Raw genomic sequence first — 23774 nt, 5'->3', positions numbered from 1 at the left:
ATTGATTATGAAGGCGCGCTTTTTTTTTATCTCGGGCATATGCGTAGGAATTGTGCTGAAACTTTTTGTTTTCGACATTGCGCAGGTTTCCGGTACTTCGATGGAACCTTCAATTCCGGAACATTCGTTCATATATATAGATAAATTGGCCTACGGTTTGGTGCGGCCGTTCGGTTCCGCACTGCTCGTGCAATGGGATGAGCCGCGCTTGGGAGATGTCATCACCTACATATACAACGGAAAACCCGTTATAAAACGCTGCGTCGCAAAAGCCGGCGAAGTACTGGAATTTTCATCGGATTCGGAGTATAGTCTGTTCGTGGGAGACAAAACGTATCCGCTTACGGAACGACAATACCAGCGCATCAAATTCAACCGCACCGTTCCCGAACATACGGTGCTGGCGATCGGCGACAACAGCAGCCATTCCGTAGATTCGCGCGATTACGGTTTTATCGACACGCGCAGTATTTTAGGCAAAGTAATAGGCAAATAGCATGTGGAACGGTTTTTTTTCAAAAACGAGGATCGTCTTTTTTATACTGATACTCACCGCATTCGCCGCATACATAGGCGCAAGTTACGTAAAGCTTGCCTTTACGCCGCCCGCCGAAATCGTCGCAAAAGTCGAACCGCCGCGCCGCGGTTCCATATACGACAAAAACGGAAAACCGCTCGCCGTTCAAACGGCTTTTTATCATATCGCCGTTACGCCGTCGGCAATCGAAGACTACGATTATTTTGCCCAATCGCTTGCGGGCGTAACCGGATTGAGCGAATTGTATATTGCGGCCGCACTGCGAAGCGCATCATCGGATTTTTTATATTTGAAAAAAAAAATAACGCAAGAGCAAAAAGATGCGATTGAAGACGTCGTTGTCAAAAAAGCATTAAACGGCATACGTTTCGATAAAATACAGGGTCGCGTTTATCCGGAGAACGCGTTGGCATCTCAGGTTATCGGTTTTATGGGCGATGCGGGAATCGGACTTTCGGGTATAGAATATTCGATGCAGCAAGTGCTTGCGCCTAAAGAAACGGGAAAAACCGCTTCGGGCAAAAACGTCTTTTTAACAATCGACGCGAATTTACAGTATAAACTTGAACATATCGCGCGCAACGCCATGGAAGAAACGCAAGCCGAAAGCTTTATGCTTTTGGCGGCCGAATCCGACACGGGCGAAATACTTTCATATATAAGTTTGCCGGCCGCCGACTTAAATTCCTACCCTTCTTCAAGCGTTGAAGAACAAATCGACCGCCCCGCCGTACTCGCGTACGAGCCGGGTTCCGTGTTTAAAATATTCAGCGCCGCAAGTTTTATCGATTCGGGAAAAGTCGGCAAAGAACAGGTGTTTTTTTGCGACGGAAAATATCAAATCAGCACATCGAGCGGCGAAAGAGTAGTCATCACCTGTTTGGGAAGACACGGACCGGTAACCGTCAGGGAAGCGCTGCAATATTCGTGCAACGACGGCATCGCGCAAATGAGCGAAAAACTGAATTCCGAAGATTTTTTGCGGCGCCTGCGGGACTTCGGCTTCGGGGAAAGAACGGGCGCGGAATTGCCGTCGGAAACGCGCGGAACTTTAAAAACCGTATCCGACCGGTACTGGTCGCTCAGATCGAAACCGACCATATCGATCGGGCAGGAAATCGCCGTGTCCGCCTTGCAGATTGTGCAGGGAGCGACGGCGCTCGCAAACGGCGGAGTGCCCGTTCAGCTGACGCTCGTATCGAAAATTACCGATCCGAACGGAACCGAAGAATACCGGCACGTGCCGGCGCTCAAAAAGCGAGCGGTTTCCAAAGATACGGCCGATTACATTCTCAGCTGCATGGAAACGACGGCGCGCTCCGGTACCGGCACGCGAGCGTCTTTAAACGATGTGTCCATCGGCGTTAAAACGGGAACGGCGCAAATGCTCGACGCGAAAACGGGCAAATACAGCACCACCGACTTTGTGTCAAACTGCGTCGCGATTTTTCCCGTCGAAAAGCCCAAAATCGTGCTGTACGTTGTCATTACGAAGGCAAAGGGCGAAACGCTGTCCGGCAGAATTGCCGCCCCGATTATCGGCGAAGCTGCAAACGTTATAATCGACTATTTGGGTTTGGCGCGCGCCAATGCGCCGTCCTTTGCGCATTCGGGCTACATAACGCTCGACGCGGTTTCGGTTCCCGACATCGGCGAAAAATTGCCCGATTTTACGGGAACGCCCAAACGGCTTTTAACGCCTCTTTTAAACAAAAACGACGTAAACATCATTATAAAAGGCGACGGATGGGTTGTTTCGCAAAATCCGAGTCCAGGAACGCCCGTTACCAAGGGAATGACGATTGAATTCACTCTTGAATGACAAAGCGCTTCAGCGCAATATGCTCGAAAAAAACCTCGCCGCCTTTGCGCGCCGCTTTCCCGCCCTTGAACATAACTTGCGCCTCCTTGCCGAAAACGGCGGCTCCGATACAAAGGCAAACCTTCTTTTTCCGCTTGAAGACACCCGTGCGGCGGAAGCGAAAAATTCGCAGCTTTACGCGGTTTACAAGGGCCTACTCCTGCATTCAAGCTACAATCCCTCTGCCGAAGCGCACAAAATGCTTGTGTCCGAAAACGTCAAAAACGTCGACACCATCGTTTTTTTCGGCGCGGGACTCGGCTATGCCCTTTCGGAGGCGGCGCAGCTGTATAAAAATAAGACGATTGTGTTCGTGGAGCCGGATCCGATGCGCCTTTTGTGGGCGTTTTCGCTTTTTGATTGGCGGCCCGTTTTTGGCGTTCCGTCCTGCGTTTTTTTGATTGAAGCGCCGCAGCAAACGGTTATTGCCGTGCTTGAACATTACGGACTGAATTCCTGCGCTTTTATCGCGCACAAAGCGTGGACAGCCCATGCGGCACAATACTTTTCGCAGCTGAGCGAACTGGTTGCACGCAATAAAGACAAGCACCGAATTAACGAGCGCACGCTCGAAAAATTCGGCTTTTTGTGGCTTTCGAATATGTGCAAAAACCTGCGCCGTTGTGCCGAAACGGAAAGCATAAACCGCTATAAGGATACCGGCTCCGCCCTTCCCTTTTGCATCATTGCGGCGGGCCCAACCTTGGACGATGTTTTGCCGCTTTTGCCGGAACTGAAAAAGCGCGCCGTTCTCGTCTGCGTGGATACGGCGCTGCGCTCATGCCTGCGCGCCGGGATCGAACCGCATTTTATCGCGGCAGTCGACCCGCAGTATTGGAACGCGCGGCACCTAAGCGGCTTGGAATCTCCGAACAGCGTTTTAATTACCGAAAGCGCGGTTTATCCGAGCGTACTCCGATTTACGTGCCGCAAAATCGTTTTATGCTCATCGATGTTTCCGCTCGGACGTTATATTGAACGTTTTACCGGAAAAAGAGAACAGCTCGCTTCGGGCGGGTCGGTCGCTTCAACCGCATGGGATTTTGCGCGCTTTTGCGGCGCGACAACCGTGTATACGGCGGGGCTCGACCTTTCGTATCCGGAAAACAAAACCCACGCAAAAGGCAGTACCTTTGAAGAAACCGTTCATAACCTTTCGGCAAAACTGCGCCCCGCCGAAACCTTCAACGCCGCATCTATCTACGATAATCCCGCGTACTCACAAGAAAGCGGCGCGTACGATTACGACGGAAAGGCCGTATTAAGCGACAGCCGCATGAAGCTGTACGCGTGGTGGTTCGAAAGTAAATGCGCCGCCTTTCCGAACGTAAAAACCTATGCCTTATCTTCAAAAAGCCTGTGCATTCCCGGCATAACGCCGGTTTCCGTACAAAGCCTGCTCGATTTACCCGAACGCGAACGGGAAATAGAAGCGTTTTGCGCCGGCAAAATCCCGGAACGAGCGCACAGCGATGCCGGCATGCAAGCAGAGGCGACTCCGCAAGATGCGCCGGCTGAAAACGGAGCACTCGATAAAGCCCTTGCGTCGTTGTCTTACGACTTACGTTCGCTCGAAAGTCTTGCCGAACATGCCGTAAAACTGTGCGGCGAAACTGAAGCGCACTGCAAAACCGAAGGCGATTATGCACACATTTTAAGCGAATTGAGCCGCATCGACGATAAAATCCGTGCAAACGAAGCATCCGACGTCGCTTCTCTCATATTCCCTTCGACTTCAAAACTCGAAAAGCTGTTTGCCGAGCGGCTCCCGAAAGAACCGCCCGCTCCGCCTGAAAGTTCGTACATCGAATGCGCGCGCTACAACATCGCAAAATCCCGTCTGGTATACCGAACCGTAGCGGACAGCATTAAAACTCACATTCATTATTTGCAAAAAAACGGCTTATTCGTATAAAAAATTTGCAAAAAATACTTAAGTTTTTTCGCAATGCACCGATATTGTATATGAGAGCATGAAAGTAACGGTGGGTCATAAGACATCCGGACATCGTTGCCGCTCGCTTTATAAAGCTGAAAAACGATGTGCGGTTTTTCAGCTTTTTTTTATCGTATAGAGGTTTTTCGACTTGATATAACGGAATTTTGATATATAATGAATAGTACAAAATAGTATAAAATAATAACTTTACGGCGGGAAAATCATGAATTCGTTCAATATATCGGATTTAAAAGAAGGAATATACTTCAGTTCGGACGTAATGCTCGATAAGAATTTTATCCTCATGAACAGTATGACTCCTTTAACCGGCCCCCTTATAAAAGCCTTAATCGATTGGAATTTTAAACAGATTTTTTCGACGGGAAACATAACCGTTCAGGAAACCGCCGACGGAAAGGTAACCGATACGCTTTCGCTTGCCGGAACGAGCAATTGGAGCGAAGAAATCAAAGCCGAAACGCAAACACCCGTTTTAACGAAAGACATTCAATCCATCATCGAATCGGTCGCGAAGGAAAAAGAAAATACAAGCGAAATGGAAGCCGAACGGCTCAGGCTTGTCGAAAAAGTGTACGCTCAATACATAGATTACATACATGCAGTATATACGCGCTTTGCAACCCATAAAGAACTCGATTTAAAAGCGATTTCGAAAAACATGCAGGATATGTGCGTGTTCATTAAAGAAAACGACCGCTACATTTTGCGCATAATTCAAACGGTGCCTTCGCGCGACAAAAACTTCATCGTTATGCATTCGCTGCGTTCGACGGTTATCGCAATCGCAATCGGCCTGCAGCTGAAACTTTCGCTGAGCAAGCTGACCGATCTGGGGATATCCTGCATGCTGCACGAAATCGGCTTGCTGCGCCTTTCGCCCCGGCTGTACTTGACGGAAAAACCGCTCACGATAAGCGAAAAAAAAGCGCTGCTTTCGCACCCGATTGTCGCGTACAATATTTTAAAAAACTATAATTTTTCCCTGAGCGTTTGCTTGGGTGCATTGGAACACCACGAACGCGAAAACGGTTCCGGCTATCCGCAAAAAGAAGACGGTTCGAAAATATCGCTGTACGCCAAAATTATCGCGGTCGCCTGCTTTTATGAATCGATGACATCGGGCCGTCAATACCGGGAAGCGCAAAACGGCAATGCCGCAATGGTGGAATTATTGAAAAACAGCGGTACTCAATACGACGAAGCGGTCATCAAAGCGCTTTTATACAGCCTATCGCTGTTTCCCTTGGGAACCTACGTGTACCTTTCGGACGGAAAAATCGGCGTGAGTGTCGATGTAAATCCTTTGGATCCGAAAAATCCGGTTATTGAATTGATAAACGAAACTGACGAAAACGGAAATCCGAAAACGGTTCAACCCGGAGGCCGCGATTTGAGCATAACGCGTGCTTTAACCGAAAGCGAATTAAACGACCTGCTTAAATCGATGGCAAAAGAAAAAAGCGCATAATAAACGCCCCCTGTCAATAAATGCCCCCCTTGACACAAACCGCATAAACGGCGACACTTTCTCAAAATTTGTTCAATACATATGTGAGGAGAATTTATGAACGATTCGAATACGAAACATACTATGCTTTTATCCGTTTTTACAGCCCTTTTTGCCGCTCTTATCGCGGTATGCGGTTTTATCGCCGTGCCTCTTCCCGGTTCGCCCGTTCCCATAGTGCTGCAAAATATGATGCCGATTTTGGCGGCGGCGCTTTTGGGCGGCGTTCAGGGAGCCGGAGCAACGGGACTTTTTTTGCTTGCCGGCATAGCCGGCTTGCCGGTATTCTCCGGCGGCCACAGCGGCATGGCACGCCTGCTCGGCCCGACCGGCGGTTTTTTGATCGGTTATTTTATCGCCGCCGCCGTTACGGGTTTTTATATCGGACGGCCGTCAATCTCGGGCAAAACGCCGTTGATAAAAATCATAAGCGGCTGTCTTTTGGGCTTCGTTATTTTATACGTTCCCGGCATAGCTCAGTTTATGCGAGTTACGGGCAAAACGCTCGGTCAATCGCTTGCGGTTGCCTGCATTCCCTTTTTGCCCGGCGACGCGCTCAAAGCCGCGCTCACCGTTTTTTTGGCAGCCAAGCTGCGCCCGGTTATCGCGCGCTATCTGTATAAAGAGCCGAACACCGCCGAATGAGCGCCGAAGCAGACGAACGGTACGCCCGGCCGGTTATACGATTGCATCACATTGTAAAACGCTTTGTGCAGGCACTTCCCGATAACGCGTACGGGAATGCCGACGCACACAAAAGTCCGGGCACTTCGTATTTTACCGCCTTGGACGACATTTCTTTCGATGTGTTCGAATCGGAATGCGTCCTCATTGCCGGGGCGAACGGTTCGGGCAAAAGCATACTCATGTCGATCATTGCCGGACTGAACAACCCGACCACGGGCAGCGTTTCGACACGGGGACGCTGCGGCTTGGTTTTTCAGGATGCGGACACGCAGATTCTGGGCGAAACCCCCGTCGAAGACGTTATGTTCGGCTTAAAAAACCTTAAAGTTCCCGACAAAGAAGCAAAAGAGAGAACCCTCGCCGCATTGGAAAAAACCGGCCTTGCCGAACGGAGCTTTTTCCCCGCACGTTTTTTGTCCGGCGGCGAAAAACGGCGCCTTGCGGTTGCGGGAATTCTTGCGATGGACTGTCCCATCGTCATTTTCGACGAACCGTATGCAAACTTGGATTACACCGGCGTCGTACAGGTGAACGATTTAATCCGCTTTTTAAAAAACGACGGCCGCACCGTTTTGCTTTTAACGCATGAATTGGAAAAATGCTATGCGCTGACCGACCGCTTAATCGTTTTGTACAAGGGCAAAACCGTTTTCGACGGTTCATCCGACGAGGGCTTAAAGCAAAACCTTGCAAGTTGGCGCATCCGTCATCCCCTATGCTCGTATACCAAACGGGAAGATTTGGTGTGGACGTAATATGGACGCACAACCGCTTTTTTCGTACCGCGGCGGGAACAGTCTTATACACAGGATGCCCGCGCTTTTAAAATTATGTCTGCTTCTTTTGCTTCCGACGGCAGCCTTTTTTTTGCCGCTCAAATGGTGCCTGCCGTACATCCTGCTCAATATCGCATTGTCGGCTTATGCGGGCTTTTCCCCCGTTCGTCAATTAAGAGACCTTAAACCTGTTTTGTATTACGCCGTTTTTCTTGCGTTTACCCAAGCGCTTGCGTACATAACGGGCGGCGGCGGTTCGATACAGCCGCTTATACTTTTAATCGTGCGCCTTATCTGCGCGCTGCAGGTTACATCGCTCTTTTTTTGCACGACGACTTCGCTCGAATTAAAACAGGCGCTCGAAAAAATCCTTCCGAAAAAAATATCGCTGCTTTTCGTTTTGTTTTTAGCCTTTATTCCGATCCTTTTTTCGGTATGGGCGCAAACGGAACTGTCGTGGAAAGCCCGTGCCGGGAAAAATTCCCCCAAAAAACTGTTTGTTTTGCTCCCGGTTTTTATTTCCGCAGCTTTTTTTAAAGCGCAAAATCTTTTCTATTCTCTCCAAAATCGCAGTTAAAGTCGATGCGGGCAAAAAAAATACGTTTTATGCCGAAATTCCGTACTTTTTACCCAAAAACATCTTGCATGAGCAAATATAGTGTTGTATAATGCAAATATTGCCGATATAACACTATATATACAGGGGTGCTTATGCGCTGTCCGTACTGCGGAAGCCTTGACGACAAAGTGCTTGAATCCAGAACAATGGCGAACGGAGAAAGCATTCGGCGCAGAAGGGAATGCCTTGAGTGCGGCTATCGTTTTACGAGCTACGAGCATATAGAAGAAAAACCTTTTATGGTCGTAAAAAAAGACGGACGGCGCGAACCGTTCGATAAAACGAAGTTGGAAAAAGGCATCGAGCGCGCACTGGAAAAGCGGCCCGTTTCGACGGCGGAATTGGAGAATATCGTAAACGATATAGAAAACCTTGCCGTCATGAAGGGCAAGGGCAGCCGCGAAATTACGACGTCCAACTTGGGCGATTTGGTGCTCGAAGCTTTGTATAAGGTAGACAAGGTTGCGTATATACGTTTTGCCTCGGTGTACCGGCATTTTGAAAACTTAAAGGAATTTATTACGGAAGTAAATAAACTGGGAGGAGAGGAATGAGCGGGCAAAACAGCTCTGCCGAACAAACGGTGTTCCCCGAATGGAAAAGCTTTTTGGGAACGCAAAAAGAAGAAAAGTCGGCTATGTTCATCAAGCATGTAGTAAAACGGTCGGGGGAAATAGGGGATTACGACCGTTCCAAAATCAGTACCGCCATCGGCAAAGCGATTGCGGCCGTTCAAAAACGGCCCGATCCGGATAAGGCGGAGTTGTTGACCGAAAAAGTCGAAGAACGTTTGCGTCTTCTGATGGCGGGAAGGCACGAACATTCGATTCCCGCGATCGAAGAGATTCAGGACATCGTTGAAACGGTTTTGATCGAACAAAACGAAGTTCAAGTCGCAAAAGCCTACATTTTGTACCGCGCACGGCACGAAGCAATCCGCGATGCGAAAAGCTTAATGCTCGACATAAACGCGACGATGGACGGTTATTTGAGCCAATCGGATTGGCGCGTAAACGAAAACGCAAACGTAAACTTTTCGCTCGGCGGCTTAATCCTTCACAATTCGGGCACAATCACCGCGAACTATTGGCTTAAAAACATTTATTCGCAGGAAGTTGCCGACGCGCACCGGACGGCGGCTTTTCACATTCACGATTTATCGATGTTCTCCGGCTATTGCGCGGGCTGGTCGATCCGCCAGCTGATCGCGGAAGGCTTGGGCGGCGTTCCCGATAAAATAACGTCGACGCCGGCAAAACACTTGTCCACGCTCATTCAGCAAATCGTAAACTTTTTGGGTATTATGCAAAACGAATGGGCCGGCGCACAAGCGTTCAGCTCTTTCGACACGTACTTGGCTCCCTTTGTCAAAAAAGACAATATGAGCGAAAAAGACGTGCGCCAGTGCATTCAAAGTTTTATCTACGGCGTCAATACGCCCAGCCGCTGGGGAAGCCAAGCGCCCTTTACGAACATTACGCTCGATTGGACGGTACCCGAAGACATGCGCGATAAAAAGGCCGTGGTCGGCGGCAAGGAAACCGAGTTTACCTACGGCGACTGCCAAAAAGAAATGGACCTTATCAATAAGGTTTTTATCGAACTTATGATCGCAGGCGACGCGGCGGGCCGCGGCTTTCAATACCCCATTCCCACATACAACATTACCAAGGATTTTAACTGGGACGGAGAAAACGCAAAGCTTTTGTTCGAAATGACTTCCCAATACGGAACCCCGTATTTTCAGAATTTCGTCAATTCCGACTTGAATCCGGGCGACGTGCGCTCGATGTGCTGCCGCTTGCAGCTCGACAAGCGCGAACTGCGAAAACGCGGCGGCGGTCTTTTCGGTTCGGACGAATTTACCGGCTCTTTGGGCGTCGTTACGATTAACCTGCCGCAGATCGGCTATTTGGCAAAAAACAAAGAACAGTTTTTTGCCCGCCTCGACTATCTTATGGATTTGGCAAAGGAAAGCCTGTGCGCAAAGCGCAAGGTTATTCAGCGCCTGCTCGACGGCGGACTTTTTCCGTATACGAGGCGCTACCTTTCGACGCTGAACAACCACTTCAATACAATCGGCTTGTGCGGCATGAACGAATGCTGCCTGAATTTCCTCGGAGTCGACCTCGTCCATCCGCGCGGAAAAGCTTTTGCCGAAGAAGTGCTCGTGCACATGCGCAACAGACTTGCCGATTATCAGGAAAAATCGGGAGAGCTTTTCAACTTGGAAGCGACCCCCGCCGAAAGTACGTCCTACCGCCTTGCGCGCCACGACAAGCGGCATTATCCGGACATCATCACGTCGGGCGACAAAGATCCGTACTACACGAACTCGACGCAGCTGCCCGTCGATTACACGAGCGATGTCTTTGAAGCGATGGATCATCAGGAAAGCTTGCAGACAAAATATACGGGCGGTACGGTGTTCCATATTTTTATGGGAGAAGCCGTAAAAGACTGGAGATCGAGCCGCGATTTGGTGCGCGCCGTAACGAAAAACTACCGCGTTCCGTACATCACCGTTTCACCGATTTATTCGGTGTGCAAAATTCACGGTTATTTGAACGGAGAAGTTTTCGAATGTCCCAGATGCAAGGCGGAAAAAGAACGGGAGCTTCGCTCAAAGCTCCGCAAATTGGAAGAAGAACGGCAAATTGTGTTGAATCAATAGCCGATATCTAATACAATGATACCATGGGAGGATTTTATGGATCAAAAAAGAACTATAGCGGAAATCGATGCCGATATAGCCCACATACAAGACGAGCTGGCCGACGTGCGCGGAACGGAAACGGAAGTGTATTCGAGAATCGTCGGTTATTACCGTTCGGTACGCAACTGGAATAAGGGCAAGCGCGAAGAGTACAATCACCGCAAACAGTTTGTCTATGAAAGCTCTTGCGCTTCGTGCGCAAGCGACGGACCGACTTTTGTCGTGCGCACGCCTGAAGATATTCCCGCCGCAAAAAGCGAAAAGTCCGCACCGGTAAGCGGCAAGCTCACCTATGAGTTTTTCGGAAAAAGCACGTGTCCGAACTGCCCGCCGGTAAAAAAATATTTGGGAACCCTTTCTTTGGAAGGACGCTATATAAGCGTTGACACCGAAGAAGGTTTGAACAAAGCCGCCGAACTGGGCGTTATGGCCGCTCCCACCGTTATCTTGTTCGACGAAAACGGAGAAGAAGCCGGCCGCGCTTATTCGGTGTCGGAACTTTCGGCGATACTCAGCCCCGCAGCGGAACACGTAGCGTAAGCGATCCGCAAAAACCATGCTTTCAGGCGCTTTAATAAAGACGAGCCTCGTAGATTATCCGGGAAAAGTTGCCTGTGCATGGTTTTTAACACTGTGCGATTTGCGCTGCCCGTATTGCTATAGCGGCGAGCTGGTTTTTAACCGGCTGCCGCCGGAAGATTCGTATAATGAAGAACGGGTTTTCGAGCATTTAAAACGGCGGCGCAATGTTCTTTCGGGTTTTGTCATTTCCGGCGGCGAAGCGCTGATGCGTCCAGAACTTCCGGAACTTATCCGCAAAGCGAAGGCGATCGGCTATCAAGTCAAACTCGATACAAACGGCATGCATCCGGACGCGCTGGAAAAACTTTTTAGCGACAATGCAACCACCCCCGATTTTATAGCAGTAGACATAAAAACATCGCCCGATCGTTACGGTCTTTTAGGCTGTACTCTCGGCGGCAAAAAAGCCGAAGACGCTTTGCGGCGCAGTATTGAACTGTGTACGCGCCTTCCTTCGGACTGTTTCGAATTCAGAACCGTGTTGGTTCCGCCTCTCGTAAAAAAAGAAGACATTGCGCATATGGCGGCCATGCTGCCCAAAGACGCTTCGTGGCGCTTTGCTCCTTTCCGAAACGAAAACTGCATAGACCCCGCATACAATAACATCATCCCCTACTCCGATATCGAAATGCACGATCTTGTTTCGTATGCGCAAAGCTTTATACCCGACGCAAAACTGCGGTAATCCGATTTTCGGTGCGTGGCCGCATTCTTTCGACTTTTTATTGACAGACACGTAAAAGGGATGCATAATTATCATATACACGCGCATAGGAGGTATGTATGATTTCTTTTATATTGTGTGTCGCGGCGCTTGTTGTCGGTTATCTTCTCTACGGAGCCTTTGTAGAAAAAGTGTTCCGCCCCGATGAAAACCGTCCGACGCCCGCAATGAAAAATCCGGACGGGATAGATTATGTGCCCATCTCAAAACCCAAAGCGTTTTTAATTCAACTTTTAAACATCGCCGGTTTGGGGCCGATCTTCGGCGCTATTTCCGGCGCATTATGGGGACCGAGCGTCTATTTATGGATTGTCGGCGGTACGCTTTTTGCGGGCGGCGTACACGATTACCTTTCAGGCATGCTGTCGGTGCGCAACGACGGCGCAAGTATCACCGAAATTACCGGAAAATATTTGGGCCCCGCGATGCAAAACGTTATGCGCGTATTCGGAGTCGTCCTGCTTGTGATGGTCGGCGTCGTATTTATGGTGGGTCCCGCCGGCCTTTTGGCCCTGCTCACCCCCGAATGGCTCAACGTAAAAGTATGGACCGTCATTATACTTATTTACTATTTTCTTGCAACGCTGCTTCCCGTCGATAAGGTTATAGCGCGCTTTTACCCGATCTTCGGCATATTCCTTATTCTTATGGCGGTCGGCGTTTCGATCGGAACGCTGGCAAATACGGGAACGCGCCCGCTGATGGAACTCACGCTTGCCAATTTGTACCCGAGCGCAACGCAGCGTCCCATTTGGCCGCTCATGTTTATTACCGTAGCTTGCGGAGCCATTTCGGGCTTTCATGCAACGCAGTCGCCCATCGTTTCGCGCACGCTTAAAAACGAAAAAGAAGGACGCTGGGTTTTTTACGGAGCGATGGTAGCCGAAGGCATTATAGCCATGGTTTGGGCATCGGCCGCAATAGCATTCTTTTGGAACAAAGACGGCACGGGAACCGGTCTTAAAGCCCTGCTCGACATCGGCGGCGGAAATTCAAAATCCGTGTACGCAATATGCACGGGCCTTCTCGGAAAGGTCGGCGGTGCGATTGCGATGATCGGCGTTATCGCCTGCCCGATTACGTCGGGAGATACGGCTTTCCGCAGCGCTCGCATGATTATTTTCGATTGGTTTCATCTTAACGAAAAAAAGCTGAACGTACGTTTGTCGATTGCCGCTCCGCTTTTGCTTATCGGGTACGGCATTTCGTTTATCAATTACACGGTCGTATGGCGCTATTTTTCGTGGTCGAATCAAACGCTTGCGATGATTGTACTGTGGACGGGCGCCGCGTATCTTGCAACGAATTATCCCGGCAGAAATCGCTGTTGGCTCGCGGTTGTTCCGGCAACCTTTATGTCGGCCGTTTCGATTACCTACCTTATGTACGCGCCGGAATGCTTTAACCTTGTGCGCATGGGCATAAAGGGCATTCAGATTTCATACGCGGTCGGTATTTTCTTTGCACTCGTGTTCCTTACCCTTTTTATCGTCAGAATATACATGAACCCGGCTCGGAGCCTCGAAAACCAAAAACGGATTGTTATCGGGCGCCGTCCGCAAAAAGCCTAAGTACCGGTATTTTTCCGGGAATTTCCCGAAGACGATTTAAAATAAAAAGGGACTGTCAAAAAAGCACACGCTTTAAGACAGTCCCTTTATTTCGTTTATACAAAGACTTTAATCCGGCAATCGGTTATTAATCCATCAGTCATCAATCAATTAATCGATCAATCCGAATGAGGGTCAGCCGGTACCGGCATTAAAACCTTAGCGCTTCAGCGACAGCACCGTTTCCAGCAGGGTGTCGGAAGTTTGAATGGTTTTCGAGTTCGCCTGAAAACCGCGCTGCGTTACGATCATGTCGGTAAACTGTTCGGTTAAATCGACGTTCGACATTTCCAGCGTGCCGGCCAAAAGACTGCCCTTGCCCGCAATGCCGGAAGTTCCGATATTTGCCAAGCCGGAGTTGTTCGACTGCACGTAGGTGTTGTTGCCCGCCTTTTCCAAACCGCCTTGGTTCGTAAAAGATGCCATCGCGATCTGTCCGATGACACGGTTCGTACCGTTCGAATACACGCCGGTGATAACGCCGGTTTGGTCTATTTTAAAGTTGTCCAAATAGCCCATCGTGTAACCGTCCTGATAAAACGCTTTGGTGCTGCTTTCGGACGCGCTTTGCGTTACCGTATTTTTTTGGCTGCCGATTGTGCCGAGGTTGATGTTCAGCGTTTGGCGCAGGGGGTTGCCGTCGGCATCGGGGTTCGATTCGGGAACGGTAAACGAGGTTTGTAAAAGAATCTCGCCCGAAGGATTCGTTACGTTTCCGGCACTGTCGATTACCGACAGCAGGGTTCCCGTATTGTCGAAGTTGACCAAAAAGCTGTTGCCCATACCGTCGGTGGTATTCAAACCGGTGCGCGTTTGCGTAAAATCGGCATTGTCCGGATCCACGTTTACAGTTGCGCGCCATTGGTTGGGCGTACCGGCAACGCGGGCAAAGGACACGGCCAAATTGTGCGTGTTGCCGAAGCTGTCGTAGATTTTAAATTCGGTCGCCCAAGTACCTTTGGCAATATCGGCGGCCGTCGCTCCTTCAAGGATTTCGGGCGTGTTTTTGTTCAAGTTACAGGCGAAATTGACGTTTTGCGTCGCCTTTGCCGGGTCTTTCGAGCCGACGGGAATAATCAAGTCCTGCGTATTGCCCGCCGTATTGATAACCATTTCGCCGTTCAAATCGCGCGCCATCCAGCCCTGCACGCGCATACCGTCGGCAGGGTTCACGAGCGTGCCGTCGCGGTCTATACCGAAAGCGCCCGCGCGGGTGAAAAAGGTTTCTTCGCCGTCTTTTAAGACGAAAAAGCCGTTGCCCTGAATAGCGACGTCCGTGCCGACACCGGTCGACTGCAAGTTGCCCTGCGTAAATATCGTGTCGATCGAAGCGACCATAACGCCCAAGCCGACTTCTTTAGGGTTTACGCCGCCGACTTCGACGGTAGGCTTTGCGGCTCCCGACAACTGCTGCGAAATCATATCCTGAAAATTGACGCGGCCTTTTTTAAAGCCTGTCGTGTTGACGTTGGCTACGTTGTTGCCGATAACGTCCAAGCGGGTTTGGTGATTGTGCATTCCGGATACGCCGGAATAAAGTGATCTCATCATATGGGTAATTCCTCTTTATTGTGCATAAATGCGTTCGATTTGCGCCATGGTATACGGCGTTCCGTTTACAAAAACCTGCGGATTTTCGCCGCGCGTTGCGGCTTCCGCCGTTCCCGTAATAAGCCCGTTTTCGGTCGCTATGTCTACGGTTTTTCCGACAAGATTTACCGCTTCCGAATTGGTGAGCATGGAAGACAGGCGGTTAAATCCCGCACTCATGTTCGTAATTTGCTCAAGCGACGAAAACTGCGCCATTTGCGCAATAAATTCCGTGTTTTCCATAGGGGAAAGCGGATCCTGATGCGAAAGCTGCGTTATAAGCAGTTTAAGAAAATCATCCTTGCCCAGTTGCTGACTCGCGGTACGTCCGTTTACCGCAAGGCTTTTGTTAAAGCTGTCGACCTGCATTTGCACTTTGGCGACATCGGCTGCGCTCATTGTCGTGTTTATTTCCATAAACGACTCCTTAGGCTATTAGGTTCACAGAGGGACGCGCATCATAGCGGAAAAGCGCTTCCGAATCGTTGTCTTCGACGGCAAAGGCCGTTTGCTCGTCGTAGCGGAACGCAAAGGGATTGCGCGTATCGGCATTACCGTCGTGCCGGCCGTCGTTTTGTCCCGACCAGCTTAAATCGAAGCCTGCCGTGTCGAATCCGTTCGATGCGAACGCTTCGGTCAGCGCGGCGATATTCGACTTAAACGCATTGTACGCTTCTTCGCTTGCAACCGTTATGCGCCCCGTCAATATATTGTCGGAAATTTGCAAACGTATCTTAACGTTTCCGAGCTCTTCGGGATGCAAAGTTAAATTGATTGTTCCCTTGTTCCCGTCGCGCAAAACAATGGAGCCGGCTTTTACAAGATCCGCCGCATTTGCGCGTATTTCCGTCGAAAGCATCGACGTAAAGCGCGCTTGAACTTGAGCTTGCGCTTGCTCCGGTGCGCGCGAGGAAAGAATTCCGTCTTTTACCCCGGCGGGAAAAGCCGTACCGGCTTTCGACGCATCGGGCACGTTAAGAAAAAGGTCGGCTTGAGCGCTTCCTTTTCCGTCATAGCGGATCGAAGCGCTTAAGCTTTGCTTTTTGTCTTCGGTCGAATGAGGCGCCTTTGTGCGCTCGTCGCGCACAATAACGGAAGGAATTTCGCTAAGATAAGCTTCGCGTTTGACGTTTTGCGCATTCTGCGCGCTTTGTACCGAAAACTCTTGATTTTCCCGCGCTTTTTGAGAAAGGGCATCTTCTTTACGTCCCGCCTTTAAGCTGCGCGTATCGGCAGCTTGGACAAAAGAAGCGGCAAGGGCTTCATGTTCCCAATCGGGCACGCTTTCGGCTTCCGCCTTTTCGTCCGCGTCGAATTGAAGATTTTCGCTACGCAAAACGGCGGTTTTGCCCGTTTGTGCGGCGTCCGCTGCGGCAAGCAAAGCATCCTCCCCTTCTTCGCCGCCTTCGCCTTTGTTTTGCACCTGTGCGGTTTTGCGGGCGGCTTTTTCGGTAAGCTCCGCCTCACCGGCTTTTCCCGATCCCAAGCGCGAAGTTTTTCCGGAACGATCGGCGCGAAGCGGAGAGTTGCCGTCCGCGTGTTCTTCGCAAGCGCTTTCTTTAAACGCGCTCTTTTCGGTTTCATCGGCGGCACTATGCCGTTCGTTTTCCGCCGCAGGTTCGGCCGTGGTTTTGTCCGTATTGTGTACGGCGTTTTTTTCTGCGGAAGAAGAATCGGCTTTGCCGTCTTGCGCGCTCGCCGGTTCCGCGGTTTCACGGGAGCGCTCTTCGGTTTGCAAGATGCGAACGCTCGTTTGTTCAGGAGGGCCTTCCTTGGCTTTTAAATCCTGTGAATAAGCCGTTTGTTTTAGCAGCTTTTCAAAAGAAGATTCACCTTGAAAAAGGGTGTTCAATCCCTGAACCGAAATTCCCTTTGGCGGCCCTTGCGTAAAGGGCTGTTCAAGATGAGTATACAATGCCTGCATGGGCATACCTCCGATGTAAACATCGGACTATTGAATCGATACGGGTTTGTTCGTCATTTTGCGCTGGAGGGTCGCTACCCGTTCGGGCGGCATCAGCGACAGCCAATTCGATACTTGCGACATCTTGCCGGCAGCTTGCGCAAGCTGTTCGACTTTACGCAGCGTATCGATTACGTCCTGATCTTCCATCGCGTTCAGTATTTCCACGGCGTCTGCCGGGCGCATACTGGCCAGGTTTTTGGCATTTTGTTCGATGTTTACATTTCTATCATCGTACTTTTTTACTTCATTGTTAAATGTTTTTTCGCGTTCTTCGAGAGCGGCGCGCATTTCTTCAAGTTTTTGAGCTATTTGAGTGTTTTCGGCTTCTTTTGCGGCGATATCCTGTTCGCGTTTATTCAATTCTTCGGCATACATATCGAGCGCTTCCAAGCGTTTGGCAAGACGGTCTTCGTCCAAATCGGCGGCAAGGGCCGCATCGGATTCGCCGTTTGTAACGGATGTTTGCACTTGCAAGCCGAACAAACGGTAGACGGGCGCAAAAACCTTTTTTGCATTGATGACGCCCAAATAATCGAACCACAGCATGCCGCCCAAAATCAAAATGAGAACCAAAAAAAACAACGCTATTGTTTTACCGATATTTGCTCCCCTCGCCAAAGCAGCCTCCTGTTATGCCGTAATTATACTACATGATGAACGCACTGTATAGATATTGTCGGCAAAAACGGATTGTTATATTAAAACGGCTCGGAGATGGAATGGGCAAAACGAAACGTTTGCTTTGTACAGGAATGATATCGGATTTATTCATGCCGTAAAACAACCGTGATCGTCCGGCGATTTGTGTCCCGCTCACATTTTTTGTTGTGCGTGCCGATATTAAAATATATGGGGCTCTCACATCTGTTTTCGATTATACTCCGTGTCCTCTCCGACCTTCGGCTCGTGTCAGCGTGCGCCGCGGTTTTGTTATACGTGAACTTTGTTTTTTACGTTGCCCGCTACCGCAAGAAAAAAACGTTCCGGAAAAAACCGTTTATCAGGGTACAGTCCGGCGCGGCATCGTCTTCCTCCTCTTCCGGAACCGGCGCACATACAGATACGGCAAGCGAAAAAACATCGAACGAAAATTCCGCTTCGGATTCCGGCTCGTCCTCTCCTGCGAGCGAATAAAAGGTACAAGCGAAATAAGAGCCGCAAGCGGATGCGGCGATTTTAAACTCTGCGCGATACGCTTAAAAGACGCAAAGGGAGTTTCCGTGCTGCGGAAAAACTTTTTGGGATCGACCCTGCCGCCGACAATCAGTTCGGCAAGAATTTCGGCACCGTTTCGTTCTTCCCATACGGCCGTCCGCCATTTTGAAGTGCTTATGCGGTTTTCGTTTTTGCAAAAAGCGCTTATCGCTTCTTTTTTTACATAGTGTTTACGCCGCTTTCGTATAAATTCGTAAAAGCGGTCGCAGTCGCCGGCGCGGTTCGAAAAGGCTTTTTCGCATACGTCGCAGCCGGAGCACACGCAGTTTTCTTCGCCGAGCGCTTTAAGCAAAATCGCCCTGCGGCACGAAGATGCTTGGGCAAAAGCCGAAAGAACCGCTTCGCGGCTTTGCGGAGCGAACGAAAGCGCTTTTCGGCTGTCGCGGGGCGACCACAGCAAAATCGCCCGCGCGGGCGAACCGTCGCGTCCGGCACGGCCGGCTTCCTGCACGTAGGCTTCGGCCGTGGACGGCGCATCGTAATGGATAACGGTGTGAATGTCTTTTTTGTCAACGCCCATGCCGAATGCGCAGGTACTCACGAGTACGGCCGATTCTTTCGGATAAAACCATTGCTCGATTTCGTATTTTTCTTCGCGCGTCAATCCCGCATGATAAAAGCGCACGGTATCCGTTTCGCCCCGGCGCACAAAAAATTCGGCAAGAATAAAGGCGATTTCCTTGGTACGGCTTCTGCTCGAACAAAAAACGATTGCCGGCCGTTTTTCTTTTGCGGCAAGTTCGATCAATGCGCTTTGTTTTGCCGCCGCCCACACGACCGAATAATGAATGTTCGGCCGGTCGGTTTCTCCGCGCACAATGTGAGCATCTCCGTCGAACAGCACTTGTGCGATTCTGTTCAGCACGTGATCGGAGGCCGTCGCGGTAAAAGCCGTTACCGTTTTGCACTGCAGTTTTTTGATGATGTTCCCCAATTCCAAATATGAGGGGCGGAAGCTGTCGCCCCATTCGCACACGCAGTGGGCTTCGTCGATTGCCGTGTGCGCGATCGAACATTCGGCAAGCTGATGAACCAGCGCATCGTTTTGCAGTACTTCGGGATTGGCTAAAATAAAGCGGGCACCGTTGCGCAGTTTTTCGAAACATGCTTTGCGTTCGTCGACGCTTTGTCCGCCGCGGAAGATAACGGCATCGAGTTTTGCCTGCTCCAGCCGTCGCATCTGATCGTTCATAAGCGCCAAAAGCGGATAGATAATAAGAGTCGGCCCGTTCAAAAGCAGGGCGGGCACCATAAAGCACAGGGATTTTCCCGCTCCCGTCGGCAAAAGAACGATTTGACCGCCGCGCTCGTTTTGTTCGGCATTTTCCAAAATATTCGCAATAACCATGCGCTGCCACGGGTAAAGATAGGCTATGCCGAACACTTTTTGCGCCGCATCGGCAACCGGATCGTCGGCTTGAAAGTCGGAGCAGATGTCCGTTTTAAAGGCGTCCGCCGAATGTGCCGAACGGCGATCTTCGCCGCTTCCGTTTTTCGTTGTTTCCATACTAATATTATAGGAGAAGACAGGTAAAAAAACACAACTGTCCAAGATAATCTTTTCTCGGTTTCTTTATGATAATGACAATAACCGCTTACAGGCCGAAGTTAAACGGTTGACAACAACGGGCGCTTATTTTACAATTATATATGGCTTATTTTTACGAACAAACTTCCCATACTTTTTCCGAGTATTTATTGATTCCCGGCTATTCGTCCGAGAACTGTATTCCGTCAAACGTCAACTTGCGCACTCCCGTCGTTAAATTCCGCAAAGGCGAAAAACCGGAATTGCATATGAACATTCCGCTCGTTTCGGCCGTCATGCAGTCCGTGTCCGACGACAAAATGGCGATAGCGCTCGCAAAAGAAGGCGGCATCGCTTTTATTTACGGGTCGCAAAGCATCGAAAAGCAGGCGGAAATGGTCGCAAAGGTAAAAGGACACAAAGCGGGCTTCGTTCCTTCCGATTCAAATATCCGTCCCGACCAAACCCTGCAGGACGCCCTCAATCTTACCGCGCGCACGGGACATTCGACCATAGCCGTTACCGAAGACGGTACGAGCGAAGGGCGCCTCGTCGGCATTTTAACCGGGCGTGACTTCCGCATTTCGCACACGCCGCCGAACGCGCTCATAAAGGATTACATGACGCCGCTTGCCGATTTGGTTACCGGACGCGAAGGCATAAGCTTAAGCGAAGCGAACGATCTTATATGGGAGCATAAACTGAATTGCCTGCCGATTGTTGCGCAAAACGGTTGCCTGACTTCGATGGTGTTCCGCAAAGATTACGCAACGCACGAACAGCATCCGCTCGAACTGCTCGATTCGCGCAGACGCTACATTGCCGGAGCCGGCATAAACACGCGCGACTACATGGACCGCGTTCCCGCCCTGCTCGAAGCCGGAGTCGATGTAATGTGTCTCGATTCGTCGGAAGGATTTACCGAATGGCAAAAACGCGCCCTGCACGATATTCATTCTTCATTCGGCGACAAGGTAAAAGTGGGCGCCGGAAACGTTGTCGACAAAGAAGGCTTTTTATTTTTAGCCGAAGCCGGAGCGGACTTTATAAAGGTCGGCATAGGCGGCGGTTCCATCTGCATTACGCGCGAGCAAAAAGGCATCGGGCGCGGACAGGCCACCGCCGTTATTGAAGTTGCCAAAGCGCGCGACGAATATTTCAAAAAAACCGGTATTTACATTCCCGTGTGCTCCGACGGCGGGATCGTCCACGATTATCACATAACGCTTGCCCTCGCCATGGGAGCCGACTTTGTCATGCTCGGCCGCTACTTTGCCCGCTTCGACGAAAGTCCCACAAATAAACTCATCATCAACGGAAACTACGTAAAAGAATACTGGGGCGAAGGTTCCAACCGCGCGCGCAACTGGCAGCGCTACGACCTCGGAGGCGGGGCAAAACTCGCGTTCGAAGAAGGCGTCGATTCCTACGTTCCGTATGCGGGCAGTCTGCACGACAACGTAAACGTTACGATAAGTAAAATACGGCACACGATGTGTAACTGCGGCGCTTTGAGTATTGAAGAATTGCAGCAAAAAGCGCGCTTAACGCTCGTATCGCAGGCATCGATTGCCGAAGGCTCTTCGCACGACGTCGTCGTCAAAAACACGACTATCCGCGCCGAGTAAGGACTGAATGCCGCAAGGCGATTTTAATGAAGACACGCGTCGTAATAATTTGCCGTATGCATAAAGCCGTTTTTCCGTATAAAGAAATTTAATCCCATAAAACTATCGGCAGTACGTATCATACGTATTATAATTGCAGCATGAAAAATAAAACCTTTTAAACTTACTGTAAAAAACGGTCGGGAGTTGGTATCGATAAAAGGCAGCCATCATAAACTTACAAAAAGCGGAAAAACCGTTTCGGTTCCCGTACACGGTAAAGATGTCAAGAAAGGTCTTTTAGGGGCACTTCTGAAAGAAACCGGTTTGGAGGTAAAGAAATGAAAGTTATATATCCTGCTATTTTTCACGCTGAAGACGGCGGTTTTTGGGTAGAGTTTCCCGATTTGCCCGGTTGTTTCACACAGGGCGATACGGAATCCGAGGCGTATGCAAACGCTGTTGAAACAATGGAGCTTTTTTTGCAAGATGATTATACGATCGATACCTTACCTACGGTGTCGGCGGCAAACAAAATTAAAACCGATAAAAACAGTTTCGTATCTCTTGTTTGTGGCGAATTTAAAGTAAATGAGAAGGCAGTAAAAAAAACCTTAACAATTCCGTTTTGGCTTAATATTCAAGCGGAGAAAGCCGGAGTCAATTTCAGTCAGACCTTACAAGACGCATTGTGCAAAAAACTGAATGTCGTTGTTTGAGAATAAATGCTTAAAGCTGCATTATAGTTATCGGTGCAATACTGCTATTACGCTCCCGTACGGGAGCGACTGCTTTCGCTTTCAGCTTTCGGGGTAATCACCCCGTGTTTCAATTCACGCTCCCGTGAGGGAGCGACAAGGTTATATAGAGGAGATAAAAAAATGACAAACGTTTCAATGCCATGACTTTTAACAGTATAGCACGGCTCTATAAAAATGCAACGATTTTTATACCGTATTTTTACAATACGGTATTATAGTATTGACGAATTTTTTCTTTTTGTATATATTCATTTATATAAATAAATATATATATTTATTTATATAAAATTACACCCGAAGGAGATTCAAATGGGCGTTATGAATTTTTCGGTGCCGAGAGAGATTATCTACGGCGAAAAAGCGATGGAACATTTGGCAAAATTAAAAGGCAAAAAGGCCGCTATCGTTACCGGCGGCAGTTCCATGAAAAAATTCGGCTTTCTTGACAAAGCGGTAAAGCTGCTTAAAAAAGCCGGAATCGAATCGATCATTATCGACGGAGTGGAGCCGAATCCGTCGGTTAAAACCGTCCTTGAAGGCGGCAAAAAAATGAAAGCCTTCGGCCCGGACTGGATTGTAGCAGTCGGCGGCGGTTCCGCATTGGATGCGGCAAAGGTTATGTGGTGCTTTTACGAACACCCGAATATTACTTTTAAAGACATTATAAAACCCGGCTCGATGCCGCCCTTGCGCAATAAGGCAAGGCTTATCTGCATTCCGTCGACAAGCGGAACCGCCAGTGAAATTACGGCTTTTTCAGTTATCACCGACACGGACAATCACATCAAATACCCGATCGTAGCGGCCGATATGGTTCCCGATATTGCGATTTTGGATCCCGCACTGCCCGCCTGCATGCCGCCGCACATTACGGCAAACACCGGTATGGACGTTTTCGCACATGCAATCGAAGCGTTTGCATCTACGGCCGCGACATCCTTTACCGACCCCTATGCAATCGAAGCGCTGCGCCTCGTTATCGGCAATTTGCCGACCGCCTATGCCGACGGAAAAAATATTGAAGCGCGCATAAACATGCACAACGCATCCTGCTTAGCCGGCATGGCTTTTACGAACGCCTCGCTCGGTTTGGTTCACTCGCTCGCGCATAAAATCGGCGGCGAATTCGGTGTTACGCACGGCTTGGCAAACGCGATTCTTTTGCCCTACATTATCGACTTTAACCGCAAATTCTCGGATAAATACGATTTGGCCGAAAAGCGGCTGGGAGTAAAAGACATCGCCGAAACCGTGCGCAAATTGAACAAAAAACTCAATATTCCGTTGACATTTAAAGACTGCACCGAAGTCGATTTCAGCGAAGACAAATTCAAAAAAGTGCTGGACAGGATGAGCAAAAACGCCCACGGCGATCCGTGTACGCTTACCAATCCCGGAAAGCCGACGGTTGCCGACGTAAAAATGATTTACGAAAGCGCATACTACGGCAAAAAAATCAACTGAACATTTTTAAGCCGTTAAGTTAAAATCGGGCAGGCTGTCGAAAAAGTAAAAGTCTTTTTTGGC

21 protein-coding genes are annotated in these 23774 nt (G+C 49.7%); 16 read left to right on the top strand and 5 right to left on the bottom strand.

The features are described from left to right. Positions 1-7: 7 nt before the first annotated feature. The 12 genes from lepB to HMPREF9194_RS02100 all read left to right on the top strand — a co-directional run bounded on the left by lepB (position 8) and on the right by HMPREF9194_RS02100 (position 13541). Positions 8-496, top strand: a complete 489-nt coding sequence (gene lepB, locus HMPREF9194_RS02155) for a signal peptidase I (protein WP_016524725.1) — start codon at positions 8-10, stop codon at positions 494-496. 1 nt (position 497) lies between these two features. Continuing rightward, the gene (locus HMPREF9194_RS02150; RefSeq protein WP_016524724.1) at positions 498-2360 is read left to right on the top strand and encodes a penicillin-binding protein; all 1863 of its coding nucleotides are present in this window, start codon (positions 498-500) and stop codon (positions 2358-2360) included. Next, positions 2341-4314 (top strand): motility associated factor glycosyltransferase family protein, encoded by a 1974-nt coding sequence (locus HMPREF9194_RS02145; RefSeq protein WP_156827979.1) that lies wholly within the window; start codon positions 2341-2343, stop codon positions 4312-4314. Before HMPREF9194_RS02150 ends, HMPREF9194_RS02145 begins: the two co-directional genes overlap by 20 nt. 247 nt (positions 4315-4561) lie before the next feature. Beyond that, complete coding sequence (locus tag HMPREF9194_RS02140; protein ID WP_016524722.1) at positions 4562-5827, top strand: HD-GYP domain-containing protein; 1266 nt, start codon at positions 4562-4564, stop codon at positions 5825-5827. Positions 5828-5923: 96 nt separating this feature from the next. Beyond that, positions 5924-6511: a biotin transporter BioY gene (locus HMPREF9194_RS02135; protein ID WP_016524721.1), complete on the top strand. Its 588-nt coding sequence runs from the start codon at positions 5924-5926 to the stop codon at positions 6509-6511. Then, positions 6508-7308, top strand: coding sequence for an energy-coupling factor ABC transporter ATP-binding protein (locus tag HMPREF9194_RS02130; RefSeq protein ID WP_016524720.1), 801 nt, complete (start codon positions 6508-6510; stop codon positions 7306-7308). Before HMPREF9194_RS02135 ends, HMPREF9194_RS02130 begins: the two co-directional genes overlap by 4 nt. 1 nt (position 7309) lies before the next feature. Next, a complete protein-coding gene (locus HMPREF9194_RS02125; RefSeq protein ID WP_016524719.1) occupies positions 7310-7906 on the top strand; it encodes a CbiQ family ECF transporter T component in 597 nt (198 codons plus the stop codon). A gap of 134 nt (positions 7907-8040) precedes the next feature. Beyond that, complete coding sequence (gene nrdR, locus HMPREF9194_RS02120) at positions 8041-8502, top strand: transcriptional regulator NrdR (RefSeq protein ID WP_016524718.1); 462 nt, start codon at positions 8041-8043, stop codon at positions 8500-8502. Continuing rightward, positions 8499-10622 (top strand): ribonucleoside triphosphate reductase, encoded by a 2124-nt coding sequence (locus tag HMPREF9194_RS02115; RefSeq protein WP_016524717.1) that lies wholly within the window; start codon positions 8499-8501, stop codon positions 10620-10622. The genes nrdR and HMPREF9194_RS02115 overlap by 4 nt, the downstream gene beginning before the upstream one ends. Before the next feature lie 36 nt (positions 10623-10658). After that, positions 10659-11204, top strand: a complete 546-nt coding sequence (nrdD, locus tag HMPREF9194_RS02110) for an anaerobic ribonucleoside-triphosphate reductase (RefSeq protein ID WP_016524716.1) — start codon at positions 10659-10661, stop codon at positions 11202-11204. A 16-nt stretch (positions 11205-11220) separates the two neighbouring features. Beyond that, complete coding sequence (locus HMPREF9194_RS02105) at positions 11221-11931, top strand: anaerobic ribonucleoside-triphosphate reductase activating protein (protein ID WP_016524715.1); 711 nt, start codon at positions 11221-11223, stop codon at positions 11929-11931. Between the two features lie 98 nt (positions 11932-12029). Then, complete coding sequence (locus tag HMPREF9194_RS02100) at positions 12030-13541, top strand: carbon starvation CstA family protein (protein ID WP_016524714.1); 1512 nt, start codon at positions 12030-12032, stop codon at positions 13539-13541. Positions 13542-13739: 198 nt separating this feature from the next. On the opposite strand, the gene flgE is transcribed toward HMPREF9194_RS02100, so the two are convergent. The 5 genes from flgE to HMPREF9194_RS02075 all read right to left on the bottom strand — a co-directional run bounded on the left by flgE (position 13740) and on the right by HMPREF9194_RS02075 (position 19858). Further along, on the bottom strand, positions 13740-15131 hold the full coding sequence (gene flgE / locus HMPREF9194_RS02095; RefSeq protein WP_016524713.1) for a flagellar hook protein FlgE: 1392 nt from the start codon (positions 15129-15131) through the stop codon (positions 13740-13742). 15 nt (positions 15132-15146) lie between these two features. After that, positions 15147-15587, bottom strand: a complete 441-nt coding sequence (gene flgD / locus HMPREF9194_RS02090; RefSeq protein WP_016524712.1) for a flagellar hook assembly protein FlgD — start codon at positions 15585-15587, stop codon at positions 15147-15149. 10 nt (positions 15588-15597) lie between these two features. After that, positions 15598-17094, bottom strand: coding sequence for a flagellar hook-length control protein FliK (locus HMPREF9194_RS02085; protein WP_016524711.1), 1497 nt, complete (start codon positions 17092-17094; stop codon positions 15598-15600). A 27-nt stretch (positions 17095-17121) separates the two neighbouring features. Then, on the bottom strand, positions 17122-17754 hold the full coding sequence (locus HMPREF9194_RS02080) for a periplasmic-type flagellar collar protein FlbB (RefSeq protein ID WP_016524710.1): 633 nt from the start codon (positions 17752-17754) through the stop codon (positions 17122-17124). Between the two features lie 382 nt (positions 17755-18136). Then, entirely contained in the window at positions 18137-19858 is a 1722-nt protein-coding gene (locus HMPREF9194_RS02075; RefSeq protein WP_016524708.1) for a RecQ family ATP-dependent DNA helicase, read from the bottom strand. A 143-nt stretch (positions 19859-20001) separates the two neighbouring features. Here HMPREF9194_RS02075 and HMPREF9194_RS02070 point away from each other — a divergent pair, with 143 nt between their 5' ends. The 4 genes from HMPREF9194_RS02070 (at position 20002) to HMPREF9194_RS02060 (ending at position 23711) form a co-directional block, all read left to right on the top strand. Next, entirely contained in the window at positions 20002-21507 is a 1506-nt protein-coding gene (locus tag HMPREF9194_RS02070) for an IMP dehydrogenase (protein WP_016524707.1), read from the top strand. 147 nt (positions 21508-21654) lie between these two features. After that, a complete protein-coding gene (locus HMPREF9194_RS12045) occupies positions 21655-21831 on the top strand; it encodes a type II toxin-antitoxin system HicA family toxin (RefSeq protein ID WP_084663059.1) in 177 nt (58 codons plus the stop codon). Further along, positions 21828-22205: a type II toxin-antitoxin system HicB family antitoxin gene (locus HMPREF9194_RS02065; protein ID WP_016524706.1), complete on the top strand. Its 378-nt coding sequence runs from the start codon at positions 21828-21830 to the stop codon at positions 22203-22205. Before HMPREF9194_RS12045 ends, HMPREF9194_RS02065 begins: the two co-directional genes overlap by 4 nt. A 351-nt stretch (positions 22206-22556) precedes the next feature. Then, entirely contained in the window at positions 22557-23711 is a 1155-nt protein-coding gene (locus HMPREF9194_RS02060) for an iron-containing alcohol dehydrogenase (RefSeq protein ID WP_016524705.1), read from the top strand. Positions 23712-23774 lie beyond the last annotated feature (63 nt).

Origin of the sequence: Treponema maltophilum ATCC 51939 (assembly GCF_000413055.1) — a bacterium.
Classification (GTDB): Bacteria; Spirochaetota; Spirochaetia; order Treponematales; family Treponemataceae; genus Treponema_C; species Treponema_C maltophilum.
The sequence above is the reverse complement of the archived record's forward strand: the minus strand, read 5'-3'. Positions and strand labels throughout refer to the sequence as shown.

Coding starts and splice junctions, on each gene's coding strand:
- lepB (WP_016524725.1), top strand. CDS start 8: ATGAAGGCGCGCTTTTTTTTTATCTCGGGCATATGCGTAGGAATTGTG.
- HMPREF9194_RS02150 (WP_016524724.1), top strand. CDS start 498: ATGTGGAACGGTTTTTTTTCAAAAACGAGGATCGTCTTTTTTATACTG.
- HMPREF9194_RS02140 (WP_016524722.1), top strand. CDS start 4,562: ATGAATTCGTTCAATATATCGGATTTAAAAGAAGGAATATACTTCAGT.
- HMPREF9194_RS02135 (WP_016524721.1), top strand. CDS start 5,924: ATGAACGATTCGAATACGAAACATACTATGCTTTTATCCGTTTTTACA.
- HMPREF9194_RS02130 (WP_016524720.1), top strand. CDS start 6,508: ATGAGCGCCGAAGCAGACGAACGGTACGCCCGGCCGGTTATACGATTG.
- HMPREF9194_RS02125 (WP_016524719.1), top strand. CDS start 7,310: ATGGACGCACAACCGCTTTTTTCGTACCGCGGCGGGAACAGTCTTATA.
- nrdR (WP_016524718.1), top strand. CDS start 8,041: ATGCGCTGTCCGTACTGCGGAAGCCTTGACGACAAAGTGCTTGAATCC.
- HMPREF9194_RS02115 (WP_016524717.1), top strand. CDS start 8,499: ATGAGCGGGCAAAACAGCTCTGCCGAACAAACGGTGTTCCCCGAATGG.
- nrdD (WP_016524716.1), top strand. CDS start 10,659: ATGGATCAAAAAAGAACTATAGCGGAAATCGATGCCGATATAGCCCAC.
- HMPREF9194_RS02105 (WP_016524715.1), top strand. CDS start 11,221: ATGCTTTCAGGCGCTTTAATAAAGACGAGCCTCGTAGATTATCCGGGA.
- HMPREF9194_RS02100 (WP_016524714.1), top strand. CDS start 12,030: ATGATTTCTTTTATATTGTGTGTCGCGGCGCTTGTTGTCGGTTATCTT.
- flgE (WP_016524713.1), bottom strand. CDS start 15,131: ATGATGAGATCACTTTATTCCGGCGTATCCGGAATGCACAATCACCAA.
- flgD (WP_016524712.1), bottom strand. CDS start 15,587: ATGGAAATAAACACGACAATGAGCGCAGCCGATGTCGCCAAAGTGCAA.
- HMPREF9194_RS02085 (WP_016524711.1), bottom strand. CDS start 17,094: ATGCAGGCATTGTATACTCATCTTGAACAGCCCTTTACGCAAGGGCCG.
- HMPREF9194_RS02075 (WP_016524708.1), bottom strand. CDS start 19,858: ATGGAAACAACGAAAAACGGAAGCGGCGAAGATCGCCGTTCGGCACAT.
- HMPREF9194_RS02070 (WP_016524707.1), top strand. CDS start 20,002: ATGGCTTATTTTTACGAACAAACTTCCCATACTTTTTCCGAGTATTTA.
- HMPREF9194_RS02065 (WP_016524706.1), top strand. CDS start 21,828: ATGAAAGTTATATATCCTGCTATTTTTCACGCTGAAGACGGCGGTTTT.
- HMPREF9194_RS02060 (WP_016524705.1), top strand. CDS start 22,557: ATGGGCGTTATGAATTTTTCGGTGCCGAGAGAGATTATCTACGGCGAA.